The 22038-nt window shown below is 40.4% G+C and carries 20 protein-coding genes and 1 rRNA gene; 14 read left to right on the top strand and 7 right to left on the bottom strand.

Annotation, left to right across the window (positions count from 1 at the left end):
• Positions 1-5: 5 nt before the first annotated feature.
• Positions 6-1178, bottom strand: a complete 1173-nt coding sequence (locus tag ACFOZY_RS13050; RefSeq protein WP_378156216.1) for a MalY/PatB family protein — start codon at positions 1176-1178, stop codon at positions 6-8.
• A 74-nt stretch (positions 1179-1252) separates the two neighbouring features.
• Here ACFOZY_RS13050 and ACFOZY_RS13045 point away from each other — a divergent pair, with 74 nt between their 5' ends.
• Positions 1253-1513 carry a DUF1871 family protein gene (locus tag ACFOZY_RS13045; protein ID WP_378156214.1) on the top strand — a complete coding sequence of 87 codons (261 nt, stop codon included), beginning with the start codon at positions 1253-1255 and terminating at the stop codon, positions 1511-1513.
• Between the two features lie 16 nt (positions 1514-1529).
• Complete coding sequence (locus tag ACFOZY_RS13040) at positions 1530-1673, top strand: hypothetical protein (RefSeq protein ID WP_378156212.1); 144 nt, start codon at positions 1530-1532, stop codon at positions 1671-1673.
• A gap of 11 nt (positions 1674-1684) precedes the next feature.
• Here ACFOZY_RS13040 and ACFOZY_RS13035 read toward each other — a convergent pair whose 3' ends face one another.
• Positions 1685-3010 (bottom strand): sodium-dependent transporter, encoded by a 1326-nt coding sequence (locus ACFOZY_RS13035; RefSeq protein WP_378156210.1) that lies wholly within the window; start codon positions 3008-3010, stop codon positions 1685-1687.
• 142 nt (positions 3011-3152) lie between these two features.
• On the opposite strand from ACFOZY_RS13035, the gene ACFOZY_RS13030 reads away from it, so the two are divergent.
• Both ACFOZY_RS13030 and ACFOZY_RS13025 read left to right on the top strand, forming a co-directional pair.
• Complete coding sequence (locus ACFOZY_RS13030; protein ID WP_378156208.1) at positions 3153-3716, top strand: RNA polymerase sigma factor; 564 nt, start codon at positions 3153-3155, stop codon at positions 3714-3716.
• Positions 3697-5874 (top strand): hypothetical protein, encoded by a 2178-nt coding sequence (locus ACFOZY_RS13025; protein WP_378156206.1) that lies wholly within the window; start codon positions 3697-3699, stop codon positions 5872-5874. The genes ACFOZY_RS13030 and ACFOZY_RS13025 overlap by 20 nt, the downstream gene beginning before the upstream one ends.
• Before the next feature lie 155 nt (positions 5875-6029).
• On the opposite strand, the gene ACFOZY_RS13020 is transcribed toward ACFOZY_RS13025, so the two are convergent.
• Positions 6030-6188, bottom strand: coding sequence for a hypothetical protein (locus ACFOZY_RS13020; protein ID WP_378156204.1), 159 nt, complete (start codon positions 6186-6188; stop codon positions 6030-6032).
• Between the two features lie 116 nt (positions 6189-6304).
• Between ACFOZY_RS13020 and ACFOZY_RS13015 the strand changes: the two genes are divergently transcribed.
• The 3 genes from ACFOZY_RS13015 to yugI all read left to right on the top strand — a co-directional run bounded on the left by ACFOZY_RS13015 (position 6305) and on the right by yugI (position 11017).
• Entirely contained in the window at positions 6305-8365 is a 2061-nt protein-coding gene (locus ACFOZY_RS13015) for a hypothetical protein (RefSeq protein WP_378156202.1), read from the top strand.
• A gap of 30 nt (positions 8366-8395) precedes the next feature.
• The gene (locus ACFOZY_RS13010; RefSeq protein ID WP_378156200.1) at positions 8396-10543 is read left to right on the top strand and encodes a sigma factor-like helix-turn-helix DNA-binding protein; all 2148 of its coding nucleotides are present in this window, start codon (positions 8396-8398) and stop codon (positions 10541-10543) included.
• 102 nt (positions 10544-10645) lie between these two features.
• Positions 10646-11017, top strand: coding sequence for a S1 domain-containing post-transcriptional regulator GSP13 (gene yugI, locus ACFOZY_RS13005; protein ID WP_378156197.1), 372 nt, complete (start codon positions 10646-10648; stop codon positions 11015-11017).
• 50 nt (positions 11018-11067) lie between these two features.
• Here yugI and ACFOZY_RS13000 read toward each other — a convergent pair whose 3' ends face one another.
• Positions 11068-12396: a sigma 54-interacting transcriptional regulator gene (locus tag ACFOZY_RS13000; protein ID WP_378156194.1), complete on the bottom strand. Its 1329-nt coding sequence runs from the start codon at positions 12394-12396 to the stop codon at positions 11068-11070.
• Between the two features lie 94 nt (positions 12397-12490).
• Here ACFOZY_RS13000 and pruA point away from each other — a divergent pair, with 94 nt between their 5' ends.
• The 3 genes from pruA to ACFOZY_RS12985 all read left to right on the top strand — a co-directional run bounded on the left by pruA (position 12491) and on the right by ACFOZY_RS12985 (position 16618).
• Complete coding sequence (pruA, locus tag ACFOZY_RS12995) at positions 12491-14035, top strand: L-glutamate gamma-semialdehyde dehydrogenase (RefSeq protein ID WP_378156192.1); 1545 nt, start codon at positions 12491-12493, stop codon at positions 14033-14035.
• 63 nt (positions 14036-14098) lie between these two features.
• Entirely contained in the window at positions 14099-15289 is a 1191-nt protein-coding gene (locus ACFOZY_RS12990) for an ornithine--oxo-acid transaminase (RefSeq protein WP_378156190.1), read from the top strand.
• An 84-nt stretch (positions 15290-15373) separates the two neighbouring features.
• A complete protein-coding gene (locus ACFOZY_RS12985; RefSeq protein WP_378156188.1) occupies positions 15374-16618 on the top strand; it encodes a Glu/Leu/Phe/Val family dehydrogenase in 1245 nt (414 codons plus the stop codon).
• A 40-nt stretch (positions 16619-16658) separates the two neighbouring features.
• Here the strand turns inward: ACFOZY_RS12985 and ACFOZY_RS12980 are convergent, their stop codons facing one another.
• Complete coding sequence (locus ACFOZY_RS12980) at positions 16659-16913, bottom strand: DUF378 domain-containing protein (protein WP_378156186.1); 255 nt, start codon at positions 16911-16913, stop codon at positions 16659-16661.
• Positions 16914-17029: 116 nt separating this feature from the next.
• Here ACFOZY_RS12980 and ACFOZY_RS12975 point away from each other — a divergent pair, with 116 nt between their 5' ends.
• Together ACFOZY_RS12975 and ACFOZY_RS12970 are read left to right on the top strand one after the other, a co-directional pair.
• On the top strand, positions 17030-18199 hold the full coding sequence (locus ACFOZY_RS12975; protein WP_378156184.1) for an iron-containing alcohol dehydrogenase: 1170 nt from the start codon (positions 17030-17032) through the stop codon (positions 18197-18199).
• A 50-nt stretch (positions 18200-18249) separates the two neighbouring features.
• Positions 18250-18669, top strand: a complete 420-nt coding sequence (locus ACFOZY_RS12970; RefSeq protein WP_378156182.1) for a YugN family protein — start codon at positions 18250-18252, stop codon at positions 18667-18669.
• A 52-nt stretch (positions 18670-18721) separates the two neighbouring features.
• Here the strand turns inward: ACFOZY_RS12970 and ACFOZY_RS12965 are convergent, their stop codons facing one another.
• On the bottom strand, positions 18722-19732 hold the full coding sequence (locus tag ACFOZY_RS12965) for a cation diffusion facilitator family transporter (RefSeq protein ID WP_378156180.1): 1011 nt from the start codon (positions 19730-19732) through the stop codon (positions 18722-18724).
• 12 nt (positions 19733-19744) lie between these two features.
• Complete coding sequence (locus tag ACFOZY_RS12960) at positions 19745-20467, bottom strand: MgtC/SapB family protein (protein ID WP_378156178.1); 723 nt, start codon at positions 20465-20467, stop codon at positions 19745-19747.
• A gap of 128 nt (positions 20468-20595) precedes the next feature.
• Here ACFOZY_RS12960 and ACFOZY_RS12955 point away from each other — a divergent pair, with 128 nt between their 5' ends.
• Together ACFOZY_RS12955 and ACFOZY_RS12950 are read left to right on the top strand one after the other, a co-directional pair.
• The gene (locus ACFOZY_RS12955; RefSeq protein ID WP_378156176.1) at positions 20596-21486 is read left to right on the top strand and encodes a DMT family transporter; all 891 of its coding nucleotides are present in this window, start codon (positions 20596-20598) and stop codon (positions 21484-21486) included.
• A 274-nt stretch (positions 21487-21760) separates the two neighbouring features.
• Positions 21761-22038 (top strand): 16S ribosomal RNA (locus ACFOZY_RS12950); the annotation flags it as partial.

The following is a 22038-nucleotide window of genomic DNA, read 5'->3' as shown; positions in this document are numbered from 1 at the left end:
TTCTGTTATTTGAATGCTTTTATGAATCTATGTACGCCTTCTTTTAGCGTGTCAGGGGGACAGGCGACATTCATTCGTAGGAATCCTTCTCCGGATTTACCGTACTTAGATCCTGGTTCAAGTGCAACTTTTCCAATAGTTAATAGACGATCCATCGCTTCACTTTCGGAAAGTCCCGTTTTTCGGTAATCGATCCAAAGAAGATATGTTGCCTGTGGTTTTTGGATCGTTATTTCAGGGATTGCTTTTGTAATTTCCTGAATGGCATAGTCCATGTTACTTGATAAGATTGACAGTAATTCCTCTAACCAAGGCTCACCGCTTTCATAGGCAGCCTGGACTGCTGCTGCTGCAAACGCGTTGAGTTCCATTTGACCGTGCGCCATAGCGTTTTCTGTCAGCTTCAACCGTTTTCCTTCATCAGTCACAATCATCGTCGCTGCCTGAATTCCCGCAAGGTTGAAAGTTTTGGTAGGAGCGACACATGTAATAATCCGTTCCGCATCTTCGCCTGCAAGCTTGGCGATTGGTACGTGGCGATGTTCAGGGAATACCAAGTCTGAGTGGATTTCATCAGAAAGTATAAGGACATCATACTTAGCACATAAACGAATAATTTCTAAGAGTTGCTCTTCTTCCCACACTGTACCGCCCGGATTATGCGGATTGCACAAGATAAAGATTTTCACGCCTTCTTTCAGCTTTTCTTCAAAATCATTTACATCTATTTTATAGTGGCCATTTTGTTCGATTAGCGGAGATTCGACTACTACTCTTCCTTGGCGTTCTGGAACAGCAAAGAAAGGTGGGTAGACTGGAGGGGTAATGAGTACACGATCTCCTTTTTCTGTAAAGGTTTCTACAACGGAAGCGATTGCCGGTACTACCCCGTGGTGGAATAGCATCCATTCCGTTTCAGTTTTCCAGCCGTGACGCTTGTCCAGCCAATTTGAAATGGCTTCTTTACAGCCATCACATACATAGGAATAACCGAAGATAGGATGGTCGATCCTCTGTTTTAATGCGTCAATGACGGCATCGGGTGCTGCAAAATCCATATCTGCAACCCACATTGGCAGTATCTCGGAAGCGTCCTCAACTTGGTAAATCATCTCCATCATATCCCATTTAACAGAACGAGTTTTTCTTCGTTCAAAAACATTACTGAAACGATCCATATAATCCCCTCTTTTCTTTTTTTGTATCTATGTTATCATAGCTGTTAATGAAGTAGAAATAAAGGTGAATAGACTTGGAAACAATCGAAATGAACCGTAAAGCGGTGTATCTATTAGAGGAATGGGACCCGTTCAACGTAGGTCGTGAAGGATACGTAACAGAAATTGCGGATGTAGTGGCAGAGTTGCATCAACTGGATCATCCTACAGACTTAGCTAAGCGGATTCAGGAAATTTACGAACATTCATATGAAATTTGGATTCCTTTTGAAAAATGTGTGCAAATTTCCTATAAATTAATCGCCATAAAATACGAAGCCAAATGCATTGTATAAGAAAAAGCTTTCATTCTTGAGTGGAATGAAAGCTTTTTTCTTTTTACACAGTTTAATGCTGACTCAACGGAGGTTAATGCTGATTCAATCGAGTTTAATGCTGACTCAACGGAGGTTAATGCTGACTCAATTGAGTTTAATGCTGAAAAAAGAAATTTAACGATAAATCTTCTATAAGGATGCGAGCCCTTGAATGAAAATAAAAGCAATTGCAATTGGTACGATATAGCGAATAAGAATTCTCCAAGTTGCGAGTACTTGTGGATTTAATTCATTTTGTAAGTCCTGTTTCTTTAAGACGTAGCCCGCAAAAATCGCCACGAGGAAGGCTCCGATCGGCATACCGATTTTGCTTGTGATCATGTCCGCGAAATCGAAGATCGAATATCCTGCAATCGAAACATCCGATAAGATCCCGAAGGAGAGAGCACTCGGAATTCCAATTACAAATGTAATGAGACCTATGAGCCAAGCAGCTTTCTTTCGATTCTCGTATTTCTCCCGAATACCGATGGCCACAGCAATTTCAAGCATGGACATGGACGAAGTAAGTGTGGCAAAAAGTAACAAGATGAAAAAGATGATTAAGAAAAAGGAACCAAAAACAATCTGGTCAAATACCGCCGGCAGAATGATGAAGACAAGCCCCGGTCCTTCATTCGGAGAAAAGCCAAGTGAAAAGACTGCAGGAAATATAACAATCCCGGCCAATATCGAAATGACAATATTCATAAGAGAAACACTGAGTGCAGACTGTCCGAGTTTTTGTTCAGCAGATAGATATGATGCATAAGTCATCATCGCAGCTGAACCTACACTTAAGGTGAAAAATGCCTGTCCGAGTGCTGAAAGTGCCGTACTCCAAGTCAAGTATGACCAGTCAGGTACAAATAAGAATTTCAAGCCTTCTATAGCGCCATCTAACGTAATTGATCGAACTGCCAAGATGATAAAGAATATGAAAAGCAAAGGCATCATCCATTTATTCGCACGCTCGATGCCGCCCTTTATTCCACCAGAAACAATCCATATTGTCAGGAGTAGGAAAATGGCTTGTCCGATTAGTGCTTCAAATGGATTCGAAATCACCGTTTCAAACAATCTGTTATAGAAATCTTCGCCAGTCCCTTCGAATGACATCGAGATAGAACGGACGAGATAAGAAATAATCCAGCCGCCGACTACGCTATAGAAAGAGAGGATAATCAACGAAATCATTACCCCTAACCAGCCAATACCTTGCCATTGTTTGCCAGGGGCCAATCTTTTTATACTTGAGACGGCATCTCGCTGCCCTTTACGACCTATTACAAATTCCGCCAATAAGATGGGCAGTCCGATCCCCAATGTGGAAATGATGAATAAAAGAAGGAATACACTTCCCCCGTTTGTACCTGCCATATAAGGGAATTTCCAAATGGCGCCCAATCCGATTGCACTACCAGCTGCCGCCAGTACGAACCCCATTTTGGATTGCCACTGATCACGATTTTTCACTAACTAAACACTCCTACATTCAAAGATTGTCTTATTCTACACGAATCATATTGAAAATCAAGTTTTGCTCTGAAACAATTACGTTAAAAGTATCGTTTCATCATTGAAAATAGAATGTTAAATAGCAAGGGGGAGAACCCCAATGGGGGAACAAACATTAATCGAAAGGGCACGGGACGGAGACCGAGCCGCATACGGAGAGCTAATGGTGCTTCATCACCGTACAATAGAAAAATTTGCATTCCAGTGCGGTGTCCGTGTGGATGATATTCCAGACGTTACACAGGAAGTCTTTATCAAGCTATACCGTTTCCTGCACCAGTTTAAAAAAGAGCGATTTACGACGTGGCTTTATAAAGTCACACTAAATACGGCACGGGACTATTACCGAAAACAAACGAATGAGCGAGATAAGCAGAACAAGGCTAAAAACGCTTATGAGAATTTTGAATCAATGACTCCAGAAAACAAAGTCCTGCTATTCGAAGAAGATCGGGAACTTCATCAAGCAGTTCAGCAATTAGATGAGAAATACCGAATCCCGATTATCTTGTTCTACTTTCAGGATTTGTCGTACGAACAGATTTCAGACATATTAAATATTCCTTTGTCGACAGTCAAAACAAGATTACTACGGGCAAAGGGATTGCTGAAAAAAGCAATAGTAGCAGAAGGAGGTACCGCACATGGACGATCGCCAATTTGAAAATCGCGTGCAGTTATTGAAGAAATCGTATGAACGTGTGCCTTCTGAATTCAATCCGGAAGAAGTATTACAAAAGCTGGATGATGAACCGATTCAAAAAAGTAATATAGAACCTCAGAAATCTAAAAAAGATCGATACATTCAAAAGGCCTCGGTCTGGCTCGTAAGTTTAGCGAGTGTATTCCTATTAGGAATCATTGCTGCTACTTTTCTTATAAATGAAGAGGATCCACAAACGAGTGGGGAAATCTCAGATGAGTACATTGAGCAATTAAAAAAGGATTACCAGGCTGAACGTGAAAAAAGAAGAGAAATGTTGAAGATGGAAGAGGAACGGTTCAGTGATTTAGGCTTTGTCAAATGGTCGGATCAAATGATTGCCTTGATTACAAGTGAACGCGAAGTTGATCGATATACTCGAGACGGATCTCCTGAAAAGTTGAAAGAGGATTATGAAGATACGATTAAATCCCTCATGCTTCCATCTGAAATGGCTGAAGAACTCAAGGAGGCTTCATTAAGAGAAGATGAGTCGGGCAGCATAGAATTTCTAACGGAATATCGGAACAAAATCCAAAGTTTACAGACGGTCTATAACGACATTTTGGCTGATTATCCTGAAGCATTAGAAATGAATAAAGCTGAAGGTCAATACAACGAGACCCTCATTATGATTGCAAGTAAAGGAGAACCAGAGGAGTTCAAGAATATGGTGGATACAATGACCTCACAAAATCTTCGGGTGAAGGTGAATGAAGTGACCGGCTTAGTGTCGGCTGAGTTGTATAGTGAGGACTTCAACTTGTTAAGTGAAATTCATCCGAATGTACAATATTATTATCAGATGATGTTTGATGAGCCTTATTTGGTGGCAGGATCGCTTCGTTATTCTTTAGAAGAATCGGCACAAAAGGTACAGGAAATGCAATATGCGTTGCTAAACGTGGAGCGGGATCATAACTTATACACAATTTTAGAAAACTATTTCTCTGAGTTATTTTATGAGTTAATGAAGGGTTCCGATCAAGCACCAGTTTTTGATGAAAATGGTGTCGTAAAGAAAGAATATCAGGAGATTTGGCTAAACCTATCCTCTGCTTCCGTGACAGCTCCGACCTATTATTTGCTGAAGCCGATCATCACGGAGATGGAGGAATCGGGGTGGACGAAGTCTGCAAGCTATGACCATCTCACCATCGATGATATCAAAACGGCATTAGTGTTAGCTCGAGATGGGAAATTGACACAATTTATAGGGGACATCATTTTTGAGGACCGAACAGTTAGTTTATCAGATTCGGCTTTCTGGGATGACATCGAAAAGATTTATAACGAATTTAAAGATAGCAAATACAATCTTGATACGATTAAGGGAATGCATCCAATCGATGCTTTAGGCTTGCTTGAATATGCGAATAAAATGGATGATCCTTATGTGGTTTATCATCTAATAGACAAATCGGAAAGTGGAATAACAGATGAGGACTATATAAATGAATATGTGGAAAGATGGACACGGAGAAGACCTTTGTTGTCAGGAGTTGATCAACTTACTTTTAAGAAGGATTCGCTTAATGGAAGTGCACAAATTATTCATTGGGGAGTTGTGAACGGAGAAAATCAAGGAGAGCCTCGATTATCTTTTACTATGATTTATACCGAGAAGGAAATATGGAATCTACATTTAAATTATTGGTTTGAAGATCCTTCGATTCACAATGAGGATGAAATACCGATCGATGATGATTTCATGCAGCGAGTCCATGCTCTTTACAAGAATTTTGCTGCAACAAAGGATGAACAAGTTCTCAGAGATGCCAAACCTTCTGAAATCGTCGGTTTGTATTTTTACACTGGAGAGTTAAAGGATTACGAAACCCAATATGCCCTCTTTTATCAGGATGACGAAAGATTACCGACAAAGGAACAATATTTGAAAGATGTTGAGCAATTCGGTGCAGAACCAATCAAGTTCAGGGAACTCTTCAAATCCATCTCATTCAAATCGGATGAACCTAAAGAAATGGACATAGACGTTGGCGGCTATGCTACCTTATATGTGGATCGAAGCAGGAATCCTGATGAGGAAAAAGTGAAAGGGTTCCGGTTGAGGAATACTCATGCAGGTTGGCGTGTCTCATTTATGCCGATGCAATGATGTATGATATGGAAAAGGTGATTTGTGTTGAGAACCCTCACTGCTGCCAAAATTAAATATGTTCCATTAGAACTCTAAATAGGCTGGAAAAGAAGGACCATTATAACGGCTTAAATGGATTAAAGACCATCAACAACTGATTGATGGTCTTTTGTCTATTTGCCGGAAATATTCTGCTTTAGTAAGTTTATAATCTCTTCATTCTGCTGGATCTGCAAAGCCATTGCATTTTTAATCTGACGAATCCATCGCAACATGAAAGCGAGCAGAATAAAAGGAATCAGAGTAATAATGCCAGGTATAAGTTCAGCCATATCCAAACACCTCCTAATGGTCAGCTTAACACTACAAATAAAGGAATTGAATAAAAAATTGCAAAAATTGCTTCCGTAATTTGGTACAATTAATGAAAAGAGGGCGGAGGGGGCGGATGGAGTTCAAGGACTTAAATGATACTCAAACTGAAAAAGTTATTAATCGATACATAAAATATTTGGAATTGTTGTCCTTGCAATTTGGTGTGCACCCCAATGATCTTGAGCCCGTATTAAAGCAAATCATTGAGAAATGCCGAACTGCTAAAGAACTTAATAAAAATACCATTTATCGAATTGCCGTAGATGTTTTGCAACTATATTTCCCTTCAGAGAGTGAAGAAGGATTTAATAAAGATGGAAAGAAAATCTTCTTATTTGAAGAGGATGAGAAATTCCATCACGCTGTTGGGAATTTGATGTTTGATATTAAAGTTCCTTATATCTTAACTGTCTTCCATGGCTTTACGATCCCAGAAACGAGTTCCTTGCTCCACCAGTCTGAAGAGTTTATCAGCCATTCTATTGAAGAAGCCAAACAGCAACTTATAGCAGCAATCCCGATACAGCACGAACAATATGAAAAAGCTCTGGAGTTTTTGAAAAAGACGTATAGTAGGCTGCCTGAGCTTACGGACCGCCAACATTTATTTTCAGAGAATAGCATCTCGGAAGATATAATCCCTTCAGGAAAAGAAGAGGAGAAGAAGGAAAAGAGGGCATTTCTATTACAAATGGTCGGAGCAGCATCAGCAGTGATACTTTTCATCGCTTTATTCTTCATCAGTTCTACTAATAATGGTCAGGTAGATGACCAATACTTAACGAGATTAGATGAGGAATTCAATAGTTTAATGGATGACCGAAGACAGAAGTTAGGCTTAAGCCAAGCTGTGTTCGGTCAACTAAGTTTTGTGGCAAATGCCCGGAGTTTAAATAGTTTATTCCAAAGTGAAGTAAACAAGTCGATTGAATCCGAAGAGCCGATGAAGCGGAAAGTCGCAAAGCAAAAGTTTAAAGAGGTGGCAGATTCTTTTCAGTTACCATCAGAAATGATTGAGGGTTTAAAGGATGAACATTTAACCGGAGATCAAGAAGCCAGTCTAACGTTCATAGATGATTACGGAAAGCGTCTACACCAAGTTAGAGGCGCTTATTATATGGAGAGTGGTCTATACAAAAGCAGAAATGAATTACCTGATGCTTTAATAAAAGCAATGAAAGAGCAAAACTTATACATCTCTAATGATGCAGACTATTTAACTATTGAATTTAGAAAAAGCGATTGTACAAAAATATTGGAGAGCACTCTCCATAAGACAGTGAAACCTTATATCAAAATGCTCGTATTAGAGGGAAGTATTTATGCACAAGAATTACTTTCACCATCTGAGCTCGCAGTTGCTTCGACTGTACTGGAAGAGATTATCTTAGACGACCATCCACAACAAGCTTATTTATACGATACGGCGAAGAATTTGTATCGCATTGTACTTTCACGCTTAACTTATGGACCATCGATTTACCAAAAAGACATGACAATCAGAAAAGATTATATAGCTGCTTGGGAAAGTTTAGCCAAAAGACATGACACTTCACCGATGGGTGCGATTTTTAGTGAAATAATTGAAGGAATTGCCATGTCTAATCCTACTACATTAAGAACTCTTGATCCTCATTTGGATTTGGAGAGGGCTATATCTCTTATGCAAAAAGGCGAACTCGCTTCCTATTCGGGAGTAGAGCGTCAGTTTGATGAAATGGAAAAGTTCACAAAAATCGATCTTCCGAACGATGACTTTAATATGGATATTTCAAAGTTAGTAGTTGATCTTGAACTCAATAGTGAAATTGGCAGTCGTGCAATTTCAGTGTTACAGAATCCTCTAAATGTTGTAGGCGCCTATGACTATGCCCAAAGGGAAGAGAACTGGAAGTTACTCTATGGCGCCTCTTCAAAGTACTATCAATTTGATGATTTTAAAGAGAGTCATATTATGGGAAAACCTATCTTGGATGGAGTCACCAGTATCGTGTTTGATCCGGAATGGATTCATTATAATCCGACAATGGTTGCACCTATCTTTTTTGTAAGAGATGGCAAGAGCGAGATTGGCGTTTGGATAATTAAATGGGGACAGGGACCTCAGTGGGTAGTAGATCAAGTTGTCGACTAAGACTAACAAAAGTAGTAACGGGGGAGACATATGACAGAGAAAAACGACGGTTATCTGATACAAGAGCATTTCAGAGAGACACTTGAACAACATTATAATCAGATTGAACTTCTGGTCTTTCAATATGGAGTTATGCCTAACCGGATGGAACTGTTCATGAAGGAAACTATACGACAGCTAATTTCGCGTTCTATAAACGAGTCTTCAGCTGATCTAACTAAATTTGATATGTTCGAGACAACCATTGCGGCACTCATAACATCAGAGCATATACATACTCTCGATCAAGAAAAAGTATTAGAAGATGAGCAGGGGAAAAGAATTTTCCATTTTGAAGAAGATGAAAAGATTCATAAGCTGATTTCCCGATTGGAACCGAAGGAAAAACTCGCGTTGATTCTTCGTTATTTCCATGATTTCAATCAGAGTCAAATTGCAGAGTTATTGAATAGTGAAGAAAAGGAAATTGGATTATTAACTGAAAAGACCCTACTAAAGTTGAAAGAGCCTCTTGAAATTGAAAGCGATGAACAATTGGATAAGTTTCTAAATCTACTTCACAAGTCGTATGAACGAATGAAAAAATTAACTGACATAGAGACAGTATATGGTTCGATCCAAGGCTTGAAAACTGAACAAACATCTCAACCGGGAGGTGTACTGAAGAAGAGTGATCACTTCTCGATTTGGAAACCGGTATTGCTCATTTCGGCTATCATGATTTTCTTTGGCTCGATCATATTCGTCGGAGAGACCTTCGGAAAGGTCGATGATCGGTTTTTGACGAAAATGGAAGAAGACTATGAAGAGGTAAAGCAGCAAAAGACTGAAACCCTCCAAGTAAAATCAGAAGCTTTCCAACAACAGATGTTTGTCCAAGAGGCTGACAGAAGTTTTGCGAGAATAATGACCAAGTTTAAGAGACGGCTTAAAGACGGAGAAGAAGTGAAGAAAGAAGAAATCAGAGAAGAATACAACAAAGTTTTGGAGTCCTTGGCCCTTCCATCGGAGATGGTGAAAAAAGTAATAAAAGAACCTTTAACCGATGATGAGAAGAAAAGTGAGCAGTTTTTCACAGATTATCTGATGAGATTAGATGAAATTAAATATGCTTATTATCAAAGCCTTTTTGAGACTCCAAGTAATTATAATGCGCAACCAAAAAAACTAGAGATCACAGATGAAATGACAAAAGCGATGGAAGCACAGAACTTAAAGTTCAATGACTTTGCACGCATGGAATCTTTCCCAATCTATCTCGCAAATGAACGGACAGAAAAGTTAAGGGAAAGTATTCATCCGAACATGCAACCTCATATCATGATTTTAGAAAAGTCGGATTACATGTACAGTCTGAACGAAGATTTTGATCCTGATGAGTTGATCTCAACACTGTCTTCCTTTGAAGAAGCAATAAAAGCAACAGTGCAATACTCGGATTTATACCATCGTTTGTCAGGTGTATACCACGGGATTATCATGTGGTCGGTTCAAGATTCATGGAGAAGTCCGGAAGATCAGATTTTTGATCAGGATGGTACTGTAAAGCCAAAATACCGTGAGCTATGGATAGATTTTGCAAATGCTGACGACAATTCTCCACTCTCTGCCCTCTTTAAGCCGATTGTTTCCGAAATGGAAGAGACCGGGTGGAGGTTTTCCCAGAAGCAGGAGTACTTCGATTATCAAAATGTTGACCGAGCTGTTACTTTTGCTATGGAAGGTAGATTAGATGAATTTTCCTATGATTTGACGGATTATCAAATATATTTATCCGATATGGCAGAATATGAAGTGAAATCTGATAGCTATCAAACTACCGTGCAAACGCTCTATAACGACTTTAAGACGATGATGGATCCTAATTATATCAACGGAAACGATCCGTTATTTATTCTTGGCGTATATGAATTGGCGCGTGCGGAAGGAAATGTAGAAGCTATTTACAACTTAACATATAAAACAATGCCATTTGATGAGTTCAAGGAACAATGGGAACCTGGGCCTCCACTATTTGAAGAAGTCGATTCGATTAAAACAGATTCAAGTTTAGATGAAAACGTTCCAGGAGAACGGAAAAAAACCTCTGTTGTTTTTACTGTAAATGGGAAAGAGGAAGTGCGAGCAAAAATGGTTCAAGTAAACTATTTTTGGTTAGTTGAAGTAGTGAATGAATGAACATAAGCAGGATACCGACATTTTTGCCCGGCTCTTACCGCTATGGTATAATTCTTACCGAGAATAGATACGAAACTTTTTTTCAGAGTAGGAGCGGCTAACATGACAAAACAATATGAGGCAGGAGAGGTGCTGACTGGAAAGGTAACGGGCATTCAGCCATATGGCGCATTCGTAGCATTGGATGATGAGACGCAAGGGCTAGTTCACATTTCAGAAATTACGTACGGGTATGTGAAAGATGTTCATGATTTTCTTAGTGTCGGTCAGGAAGTACAAGTGAAAGTGATGGAAGTTGATGAGGCTGCAGGCAAAATCAGCTTATCGATCCGGGCCCTACAGGAACGGCCTCCGGTAATGCGGAAGGAAGTTCCTAAGAAATCTCTGCAAGCTCGCGTACAAGAACGTGATGCAGAAGGGTTCAATTCGCTAAAAGACAAATTACAGGACTGGATCCGTCAATCGGGTCAATAAAAAGTATAAAAGGATCTGTATCACCCTGTAGGGGAGATTCAGATCCTTTTTCATTTCCTCAACTTGCGAAGACGATATTGAAGGTTTTGACGGCTCATTCCAAGGGCATTCGCAGTTTTTGTGATGTTCCCATCATACATATTTAAGACTTTTTGCAGATAATATATTTCTGTTTGTTTCAAGTACTCGTCGAGTGGCAGTAAATCCTTTTCCATTTGGACAATAAAATCCAATGGATTGGAAACGGGCTCTCTCCACTCTTGCACTTTCTTCTTAAAGTGTAAAGGTAGCATTTCATACGTGACCCATTCTTCAGTCGTAATCATAGAGGAGACTTCATCCAACAGAACTTCAACTTCTTTTAAATTTCCAGGCCAATCATATTCATGGAAAATTTCACGTATTTCCGGTGTAATCCCCATAACACTGGAGCCCAAACGTTTACGATGGCGTTCGAAATAATCTTCTACAAATGCATCGATATCTCCTTTCCGATCTTTCAGCGGCGGTACAGAAATAATCATAGACGCAAAGAAATAATAGAGTTCCTTCAACAATTCACCGGTTGCAATCAGTTCGACCGGATCTGCACCGATACTCGCAATGAAAAGCTTATCGACATGCTTTTTGTCTGAAAGAAGTTTATGCAGTTGTTGTTGCAATGGAAGGGATAAAAGATCAATCCTTTCACAAAATACCGTGACTGATTGGATTTCTTGTAAGTCATTATAAAAATTTTGGATCAGTGCAGGTTCAGAACTGTGGCAATACAATGTATAGAAATGGGAATTAGATGGGGACAATTCATAATGGATCGCTTCTGCTAAAAGGTCCTTTCCCGTCCCCGCTTCACCAGTCAAAAGAACAGGCAGTCTGGCTGCTGCAGCTTTCTTAGCGGTCTCGATTACCTTCTTCATTGGTTCTGAATCAGCGATAATGGCGGTAAAGGTAGTAGGTTCACCGTATTTTCGCAGCGGCTGATAAACCAGTTTTTCTAAGGCTGTAATGTCCCTTGCCAATTCTATAGCGCCTATTAGCTTGTCGTTATCAAAAATTGGATATGTATCATTGATCGTTGTAATTTCTTGTCCATTTCGGTTCCAATATGTCTGTTTACTGTTTAGGATCGGTGTACCGCTTTGGAGGACTTTCATCAATGTACTTTCCTGTTGATCGAATTGGAAAAGTTCCATGATGGTTCGATCGGACAAATCTTCAAAATCCACACCTTCAATATCTTTCATTTTGTGATTATACAAAATCGTCTGACCTAATTCGTTCACAGCATGTATTCCGACGGAAATATTTTCTGCCGCAAAACGGTAAAAAGGAAGCAAGTTATTATTGGCTGACAAGTTTTTCACCTCAATTTTCTTCAAAACACTTGAAATGTGCAATATTCTTTTGCATTATTATAAGTGGATATAAAACAAAAACGCAAATATTTTTTGCGTCTATCCAAGGAGGATAAAAGTGATTCCCTACAAACATGAACCATTTACTGACTTCTCTAAGAAAGAAAATAGGCAGCAGTACGAAGAAGCGCTTAAGCTTGTCGAGTCGTATTTAGGCGAAGAGTATCCGTTAATCATCGGTGGAGAGCGTGTAACTACCGAGGCCAAGATTGTTTCATTCAACCCTGCGAAGAAAGAAGAAGTAGTAGGGCATGTCTCAAAAGCAAATAAAGAATTAGCAGAAAAGGCGATGAAAGTTGCTGATGAGACATTTAATACTTGGAAAAAGGTTAAACCTGAAATTCGCGCAGATATTCTATTTAAAGCTGCCGCAATCGTACGACGCCGTAAACATGAATTTTCTGCCTTATTAACAAAAGAAGCAGGTAAACCATGGAACGAAGCGGATGCAGATACTGCCGAAGCGATTGACTTCATGGAATACTATGGTCGTCAAATGCTGCGGATCAAAGATGGTATGCCAGTCGAAAGCCGTCCGGGAGAATATAACCGCTATGATTATATCCCTCTTGGAGTAGGTGTCGTGATTTCTCCTTGGAACTTTGCATTTGCAATCATGGCTGGTACTGCAGTTGCTGCAATGGTGACTGGTAACACGGTTCTATTAAAGCCAGCTTCCACGACACCGGTGATCGCTTATAAATTCATGGAAGTATTGGAGCAAGCGGGGATGCCTCCTGGGGTTATCAACTATATACCTGGTTCAGGAGCGGAAGTCGGAGACTATTTAGTTGACCATCCAAGAACACGTTTCATCAGTTTTACTGGTTCTCGTGACGTTGGTCTTCGAATCTTCGACCGTGCATCAAAAGTAGGGAAAGGTCAATTGTGGATGAAACGCCTTATCGCGGAAATGGGCGGTAAAGACACAATCGTCGTTGACAAAGATGCTGACCTTGAATTAGCTGCACAATCCATCGTTAAATCAGCATTCGGCTTTAGTGGACAAAAATGTTCTGCATGCTCTCGTGCTGTCATTCTCGAAGATGTATACGACCAAGTTGTAAAGCGTGTCGAAGAATTGACGAAAGAATTGTCGATTGGAGACCCTACTGATCATTCGAACTTCATGGGTCCGGTAATCGATCAAAATGCATTCAACAAAATCATGGATTATGTGGAAATCGGTAAAAACGAAGGTCGTCTTGTATTCGGTGGAACCGGTGATGAATCAAAAGGGTATTTCGTGAATCCAACAGTATTTGCGGACCTCGACCCTAAGAGCAGGATCATGCAAGAAGAAATATTCGGGCCAGTTGTTGGTATTTCGAAAGCAAAAGATTTTGATGAAGCGATTGAGATTGCAAATAACACAGAGTACGGACTTACAGGTGCAGTGATTACGAATAATCGGATGAATCTTGAAAGAGCGCGTGAAGATTTCCATGTCGGAAACCTTTATTTCAACCGAGGATGTACTGGGGCAATTGTAGGTTACCAACCATTCGGTGGATTTAATCTCTCCGGTACGGACTCCAAAGCTGGAGGCCCAGACTATTTACAACTTCATATGCAAGCTAAAACGACTTCAGAAATGTTGTAAACATTAAGGGGCGGATTCATTGGAAGATGAATCTGCCCACTATAAAACAAGGGGGATTTAAAAATGTCAGTATCAGAAAGAGTAATAGAACAAACTAATAGATTTGGAGCTCATAATTACCATCCGCTGCCAATCGTTATTTCTGAGGCAGAAGGTGTATGGGTAAAAGACCCGGAAGGAAACAAATACATGGATATGCTATCAGCATATTCCGCTGTTAACCAAGGTCACCGCCATCCGAAAATTATCCAGGCTTTAAAAGATCAAGCGGATCGAGTGACGCTGACTTCCCGTGCATTCCATAACGATCAGCTTGGCCCTTGGTATGAAAAAGTATGCCAATTAGCAGGGAAAGAAATGGCACTTCCGATGAACACAGGAGCAGAAGCTGTAGAAACAGCGTTTAAAGCAGCTCGTCGGTGGGCATATGATGTAAAGGGAGTAGCTGAAGGTCAGGCTGAAGTCATTGCATGTGAAGGGAATTTCCATGGACGTACTATGACGGCGGTATCATTATCATCTGACCCGGAATATAAACGTGGTTTCGGACCTATGCTGCCTGGCATCAAGTTAGTCCCTTACGGAGACTTGGATGCTTTGGAAAAAGCAATTACACCTAATACGGCTGCATTTTTAATCGAACCGATTCAAGGGGAAGCTGGAATTATCATTCCTCCGGAAGGTTATTTAAAAGCAGCTCGTGAACTTTGCCGAAAGAATAATGTGTTATTCATCGCGGATGAAATCCAAGCTGGACTTGCGCGGACTGGCAGAATGTTTGCGTGTGAGTGGGAAGAAGTAAATCCGGATATGTATATCTTAGGTAAAGCTTTAGGGGGCGGTGTATTCCCGATTTCCTGTGTAGTGGCAGACGAAGAAGTCTTGGGCGTCTTTAACCCAGGTTCCCACGGTTCTACATTCGGAGGCAATCCAATGGCATGTGCTGTTTCGATTGCATCGTTGGATGTTTTGGTTGATGAGAATCTTGCACAGCGCTCTTTTGATCTTGGTCAGTACTTCATGGATGAGCTTAAGAAAATTGATCATGATACCATTAAGGAAGTCCGTGGCCGCGGCTTATTCATCGGTATGGAGCTCACCACTGAAGCAAGACCTTATTGCGAACAGCTAAAAGAACTTGGGTTACTCTGTAAAGAGACGCATGATACCGTCATTCGATTTGCTCCTCCATTGGTTATTTGCATGGAAGAATTGGACTGGGCAATTGATAAAATCAAAACAGTTTTTCAATAAAAAATATTATGTCCAAATTATTGATAGAGTATGATACAATGTTGGCGATGTAATCATTATGAATTAAAGAGGCGAAATAAAACAATGACAGAAAATCTTAACCTGTTTACATCCACACAAGATGTGATTCAGGAGGCGCTGAACAAACTTGGTTATGATGAGGCTATGTTCGAATTGTTGAAGGAACCTATGCGTATGATGGAAGTTCGGATTCCAATCAAGATGGACGACGGAAAAGTCAAAGTCTTTACTGGATATCGGGCTCAACATAATGACGCAGTAGGACCTACTAAAGGCGGAATTCGTTTCCATCCAGACGTGACAATTGATGAAGTGAAAGCACTATCTATCTGGATGACATTAAAAGCAGGTATTGTAGATCTTCCATATGGTGGAGGTAAGGGTGGTATTATCTGTGACCCTCGCCAAATGTCTATGGGTGAACTTGAGCGTTTAAGCCGCGGGTTTGTCCGTGCCTTAAGCCAAATCATGGGGCCTACAAAAGATATTCCTGCACCTGACGTATTCACAAACTCCCAAATCATGGCTTGGATGATGGATGAATACAGCCATATCGACGAATTCAACAGCCCTGGTTTCATTACTGGTAAACCAATCGTATTGGGTGGATCACAGGGTCGTGACCGTGCAACTGCTTTAGGTGTTACTTATATTATCGAGGAAGCAGCAAAGAAACGTAATATCGATCTGAAAGGTGCTCGAATCGTAATTCAAGGATTCGGTAACGCAGGAAGCTTCTTATCTAAGTTCTTGCATGACGCAGGTGCGAAGATTATTGGTATTTCCGATGCTTACGGCGCTCTTCATGATCCGAACGGTCTTGACATTGATTACTTATTGGACCGACGCGATAGCTTTGGAACAGTAACAACCCTCTTTGAAGATACAATTTCTAACAAAGAATTGCTTGAATTGGATTGTGACATTCTTGTTCCAGCGGCAATTGAAAACCAAATTACAGCAGAAAATGCACACAATATTAAAGCGAACATTATTGTTGAAGCTGCAAATGGACCAACAACGTCAGAAGCTACAAAAATCTTGTTCGAACGTGGTGTGCTCTTAGTACCGGACGTGTTGGCAAGTGCAGGTGGAGTTACGGTTTCCTACTTCGAGTGGGTGCAAAACAACCAAGGTTACTACTGGACTGAAGAAGAAGTAAACACGAAAATGTATAAGAAAATGACTGAAGCCTTCGAAAACATTTACACAGTAGCTACAACAAGAAATATTAACATGCGTTTAGCTGCGTACATGGTAGGTGTAAGAAAAACTGCAGAAGCTGCGCGCTTCCGTGGTTGGGTTTAAATTATGTATGAACAGCCTCCCTTTTCAGGAGGCTGTTTTTTTACATCTGGCCAGCTGGTCGAGGTTCTTTTTCTGTACGTGGTCCAGTGCGTCTGATTTCTTTGTCCGGTTTGAAAAGAAGGCCAAGGTTGATCAGGCCGGCAATGCCGACTAATGTGTAAACGATTCTTGATAGAATGGAATCTTGTCCTCCGAAGAGTGAAGCGACAAGGTCGAATTGGAATAAACCAATAAGTCCCCAGTTTAAAGCCCCGATGATTGTCAGTACTAATGCAGCCCGTTGAATACCACTCATTTTCTCACACCTCCTTTGTCTTAATATGTTCTGAAAAAAGTGGTTCATTCGAGAAGTTGATTAATTGCAATCTATACACTGTTGATTGATAATACTACAGTGAAGGAGGAGTTTAAATGAATAGTTTCTCATTTCAAAATCCGGTAAAGTTAATATTTGGTAAAGGGCAAGTTGAAAAATTACGTGAAGAGTTGCCTAATTATGGAAATAAAATTTTAGTTGTTTACGGCGGGGGAAGTATTAAACGTAATGGTTTATATGACCAAGTCATGGGCATATTAAAGGAATTAGGTAAAGAGGTTTTTGAGTTAAGTGGTGTTGAGCCGAATCCGAGAGTATCAACCGCAAAAAAGGGCGCGGAAATTTGTAAAAATGAAGGAATCGACTTCGTACTTGCAGTAGGCGGCGGATCAGTGATCGATTGCACGAAATTGATCGCTACAGCGGCAAAGTATGACGGGGACCCTTGGGACTTCGTTATTAGAAAAGCATTCCCTGACGACGCGCTTCCATTCGGAACAATTTTAACTTTGGCAGCAACAGGTTCCGAAATGAACTCAGGCTCTGTTATAACAAATGAAGAAACTTTAGAGAAATATGGATGGGGAAGTGTGCCCTATACATTCCCGAAATTCTCCATATTAGATCCTGTTAATACTTTCTCGGTTCCAAAAGATCAAACAATTTATGGAATTGTAGATATGATGTCCCATGTGTTTGAGCAGTATTTCCATAATGCGACGAATACACCCGTACAGGATCAATTATGTGAAGGTGTACTACGTGCAGTAATCGAGACTGCTCCCAAACTTCTTGATGACTTAGAAAATTACGAATACCGTGAAACGATTCTCTTTGCTGGTACATGGGGATTAAATAATTTCCTTTCAATGGGCTCACGAGGAGATTGGGGAACACATAATATTGAACATGCTATCTCCGCGGTTTATGATATTCCACACGGTGGAGGATTGGCTATATTATTCCCTCATTGGATGAGATTGCATGCAGAAACTGCACCAGAACGTTTTGCACAACTGGCAGTTCGAGTATTCCATGTGAATCCTGAAGGCAAAACAGCGAATGAAGTGGCATTTGAAGGAATAGATGCTCTTCGTTCATTCTGGACATCCATTGGTGCACCAGTGCGTCTTGCGGATTATGACATAGATGATTCGAAACTTGACCTGATGGTAGAAAAAACAATGATTAACGGTCCGTTCGGCAATTTCTCGAGACAACTTCAAGAAGAAGATGTCCGTGCTATTTTAAAAGCTTCTTTATAGGAATAAAAATAGAACCTCCTGTCAAACTAAGCGTGACAGGAGGTTTTATCATGATTGAACTAGATACGGTATTATCTGGTGTGCGGATGGAGAAAAGTGCTGCAGAGGATTTTCTGAAGCCACGAGGGTTTACGGTCGGCGGTGGTTGGGATTACGATCACGGGTATTACGATTATGTATTTCGTAAAAAGCCGCATTATGATGTCCTTAGGATTCCAGTTGCGGTCAAAGGCGGAGACTTCGAACAACCATCTGCTGTGTTGGAGATTGGAAAACCAATTGTTCTTCGACACAAGTATCAAACAGGAATTGAAGAAGAGAAGGATTCTTTGGTAGGTATAGGAGCAGGAACGTTGAATCAGTTTCAGTCCCCGATTGAAAAGGACGCAGACGTAGATCATCAATTGGTTGATTCAGGAATGCAACTAATAAATCTACTTGAGCAGGATTATCAGAAATTTCTCCAGTAGAAAAATAAATGAAAAGGATCTGCCCATTATTAAATTGGACAGATCCTTTTCATTATAAATCTTTAGGTTTTTTTAACGTAGGAAGAGTAGCTGGTCTTTCTTTTATATGTTTCCAAGTGTGTATCCCATCATTTTCATCGAATGAAATCGTAATGTCTTGAACTCCCCGTTGGCTTAAAATTAAGGACACTAATTGATCTTTAATATCATCCGCTTCCGCCACAGTTAAGTTCTTGTCTATCTCTGCGACCAGTTCAACGTGGAGGAATTCTCCTTCTTTAATAACCTCAAGTTTTTGGATGTCTTTAATATTCGGATCATCTGCCACTAAATATGCAATATGGTTAAGCATTTCCTCATCGGTTTCTCCGATTGCACCTCTCGCATTTTCGAGGAAGACTTTTCCGACCACGTAGAACATCATGAGACCGATAATAATGGAGACAATTCCCTCTGCCCAGTACAAATTTGCATAGTTAGCCAATATAACTGCAATGAACGCAAGGACGCCTCCGGAAGTTGCCACCAAGTCTTCCATAAATACTAACTTAGTGGCAGGCTTTGCACGGTCTAAATTTGCGAAAGCAGTAGTAAAAGGCTGTAAACCTCTACCTTTTAAGCCGGCATCATGCAATATCTCCTTACCCGCCTTATATAAAACAGTCATTTCTAAAGCAATTGCTATTCCTAAGACTAACAAGTTAATCCAAACTTTTGAAGGATCGGATTCTACGGGGTGGAGTAAATGATGCCAACCTTCTTTTATAGTTTCGTAAGAAAGAATTCCTACAATTATGACTGCTCCAAGACAGACGAGGTTGACGACACGACCAAAGCCATTTGGAAATCTCGGTGTTGGGGCCTTTTTAGATAGAGAGGATCCGATGAAAACGAAAAACTGATTCGCGGCATCTCCGAGAGAGTGCATCATTTCTGCGAACATGGCTACGTTCCCTGTAAAGAAATACGCAAGCCCTTTTAAAATGGCTATCACTGTATTGACTATTGCAGCTAATAGGGAAGGTTTATTTCCTTCTTTAAGTAGTTTAAAAAATTCTCCCATGATGCCCTCCAATTACGATAAGATTTCTACTTCACAACTTTTTATATAAGAAAGTTCAAGGAGATCCTTATATATTTCCGCTGTATTTTTCTTTTTTATGCCTACTAAACGGAAATCCAGTTCATGGAGTGGTTCTGTGTTCAATTCCCTGTTTCGTACTCGTAAGTTTTCAATCTCCATCTTGTTCTCCTCCAAGTAATTCATGAACAGTTGGATTCCGTCTGCGTCTGAAATTTTAACCCTTATGGAAATTTCGTTCATCCTCAATCTCTTTGGTCCAACTTTAGCCAAGAAAGGAGGGAATACTTCTATGCCTATTAACACGACGAGTACAGCAATGGTGGCTTCCAGGTAAAATCCGGCGCCAATTCCGATCCCGATTCCAGCAGCTCCCCAAATCATAGCGGCGGTTGTCAGTCCGGTAATGCTGTCATTTCCGCGTCTTAAAATGACACCTGCACCAAGAAAACCTATGCCGCTGACAATTTGTGCTGCTAAACGTAGTGGATCCATAGTGATGTTTATATCGTCTCGACCTTCTGCTGTATAGGCTGTTTCAATTGAAATGATTGTAAGAAGGCAACTGAAAGTGGCAATAACTAAACTTGTCTTTAAGCCAACCGGTTTTTTCTTTAATTCCCTTTCTACGCCAATGACTAAACTAAGTAAGGCGGCAAGGCATAGCTTTAACAACACATCGTTTCCGAAGATGTGTAACGCGATCCAATCCATCATTTACTTTCATCCTTTCCCTATGCGCTTGCAACTATGTAAGGTACATGTGAAAATAATTAATAATGTTATTTTATCTTTGTTTATTAGTGTTTTGAAAGAAAAAAGTGAAAAGAGAGAAGTGCTGCAAAGTGGAACATCCAAGAATCCATCCATATATACCAATTGTTATTGGAGTCATTTCTGTTTCCCTATCTGCAATTTTTGTCAAGTTGACAACAGCAGAAGCGGGAGTAATTGCCTTTTATCGTATGCTGTTTTCCATACTCATTATGAGCCCTTTGTTCCTACTGAAATATACACATGAATTAAAAATGTTAAACAAAAGAGATTGGATTTTCTCATTAATAGCCGGTGTTTTTCTTGCCTTTCATTTCATCCTTTGGTTTGAATCATTAAACTATACTTCAGTTGCGAGCTCCACTGTCTTGGTGACGCTTCAGCCATTGTTTGCTTTTGTGGGTACATATTTTTTCTTTAAAGAACCTTTATCATTAAAAACGATCCTATCTGGTCTGATTGCAATTGCTGGAAGTGTGTTGATCAGCTGGGGGGATTTCAAAGTTAGCGGGTCCGCACTTTATGGAGATGCTTTAGCGTTAATTGCGTGTGCTTTGATTACAGGTTACTTATTATTTGGACAAGATGTTCGGAAGAGAATCTCGCTGATCACCTATACATTTGTTGTTTATTCCGTAAGCACAGTGACACTATTCTTTTATGTACTCTTAAAAGGGGAATCGTTCGGTCCTTATCCTACGGAAGACTGGATGTGGTTCATCCTTTTGGCAATCATCCCGAACTTATTAGGTCATACATTGTTTAACTGGTCTCTTAAATGGGTGAGTACGAATGTACTCTCAATTGCGATTCTGTTTGAACCAGTAGGTGCAGCAATTCTGGCTTATTACATTTTTGAGGAGAGGTTAATCACAACTCAAATCGTTGGGGGATTGTTTGTTTTGGCGGGAATAATATTATTCGTCATTGATGATAGAAAGTTTACAAGAAGAAAAGTTTAAAAAAGTGCTTGATTTTTATTTTGAGAGGTTGTATATTAGAACATGTCCTTAAGAACAGAGGAAAACGAAATGAAAAAAGTTGTTGACTTCGAGTTCGGGACATGTTATATTAGTAAAGTCGCTGTTGAGAGACAGAGACGCAATGAACCTTGAAAACTGAACAGCAAAACGTCTAACAAAAACTTGTTTTGATCCGACCTCCGTCGGACAGAACAGACAACAAATTTGGACATCATAATGATGCCAGCAAAACTTATGAGCTTAACTCATACTCTTTATGGAGAGTTTGATCCTGGCTCAGGACGAACGCTGGCGGCGTGCCTAATACATGCAAGTCGAGCGGACTTGAGGGAGCTTGCTCCCGATGGTCAGCGGCGGACGGGTGAGTAACACGTGGGCAACCTGCCCTGCAGATGGGGATAACTCCGGGAAACCGGGGCTAATACCGAATAATCGATTCCTCCGCATGGAGGAATCCTAAAAGATGGTTTCGGCTATCACTGCAGGATGGGCCCGCGGCGCATTAGCTAGTTGGTGGGGTAACGGCCTACC

The organism is Chungangia koreensis, from assembly GCF_042651785.1.
Lineage (GTDB): Bacteria > Bacillota > Bacilli > Bacillales_A > Planococcaceae > Chungangia > Chungangia koreensis.
This window is presented reverse-complemented; position numbering and strand designations above follow the sequence as displayed.

Excerpts from the sequence above, each read along its gene's own strand:
- ACFOZY_RS12990 (WP_378156190.1), top strand. The coding sequence starts at position 14,099 with ATGTCAGTATCAGAAAGAGTAATAGAACAAACTAATAGATTTGGAGCT.
- ACFOZY_RS12970 (WP_378156182.1), top strand. The coding sequence starts at position 18,250 with ATGATTGAACTAGATACGGTATTATCTGGTGTGCGGATGGAGAAAAGT.
- ACFOZY_RS12965 (WP_378156180.1), bottom strand. The coding sequence starts at position 19,732 with ATGGGAGAATTTTTTAAACTACTTAAAGAAGGAAATAAACCTTCCCTA.
- ACFOZY_RS12960 (WP_378156178.1), bottom strand. The coding sequence starts at position 20,467 with ATGATGGATTGGATCGCGTTACACATCTTCGGAAACGATGTGTTGTTA.
- ACFOZY_RS13020 (WP_378156204.1), bottom strand. The coding sequence starts at position 6,188 with ATGGCTGAACTTATACCTGGCATTATTACTCTGATTCCTTTTATTCTG.
- yugI (WP_378156197.1), top strand. The coding sequence starts at position 10,646 with ATGACAAAACAATATGAGGCAGGAGAGGTGCTGACTGGAAAGGTAACG.
- ACFOZY_RS13025 (WP_378156206.1), top strand. The coding sequence starts at position 3,697 with ATGGACGATCGCCAATTTGAAAATCGCGTGCAGTTATTGAAGAAATCG.
- ACFOZY_RS13010 (WP_378156200.1), top strand. The coding sequence starts at position 8,396 with ATGACAGAGAAAAACGACGGTTATCTGATACAAGAGCATTTCAGAGAG.
- ACFOZY_RS13050 (WP_378156216.1), bottom strand. The coding sequence starts at position 1,178 with ATGGATCGTTTCAGTAATGTTTTTGAACGAAGAAAAACTCGTTCTGTT.
- ACFOZY_RS13030 (WP_378156208.1), top strand. The coding sequence starts at position 3,153 with ATGGGGGAACAAACATTAATCGAAAGGGCACGGGACGGAGACCGAGCC.
- ACFOZY_RS13015 (WP_378156202.1), top strand. The coding sequence starts at position 6,305 with ATGGAGTTCAAGGACTTAAATGATACTCAAACTGAAAAAGTTATTAAT.
- ACFOZY_RS12985 (WP_378156188.1), top strand. The coding sequence starts at position 15,374 with ATGACAGAAAATCTTAACCTGTTTACATCCACACAAGATGTGATTCAG.
- ACFOZY_RS12980 (WP_378156186.1), bottom strand. The coding sequence starts at position 16,913 with ATGAGTGGTATTCAACGGGCTGCATTAGTACTGACAATCATCGGGGCT.
- ACFOZY_RS12975 (WP_378156184.1), top strand. The coding sequence starts at position 17,030 with ATGAATAGTTTCTCATTTCAAAATCCGGTAAAGTTAATATTTGGTAAA.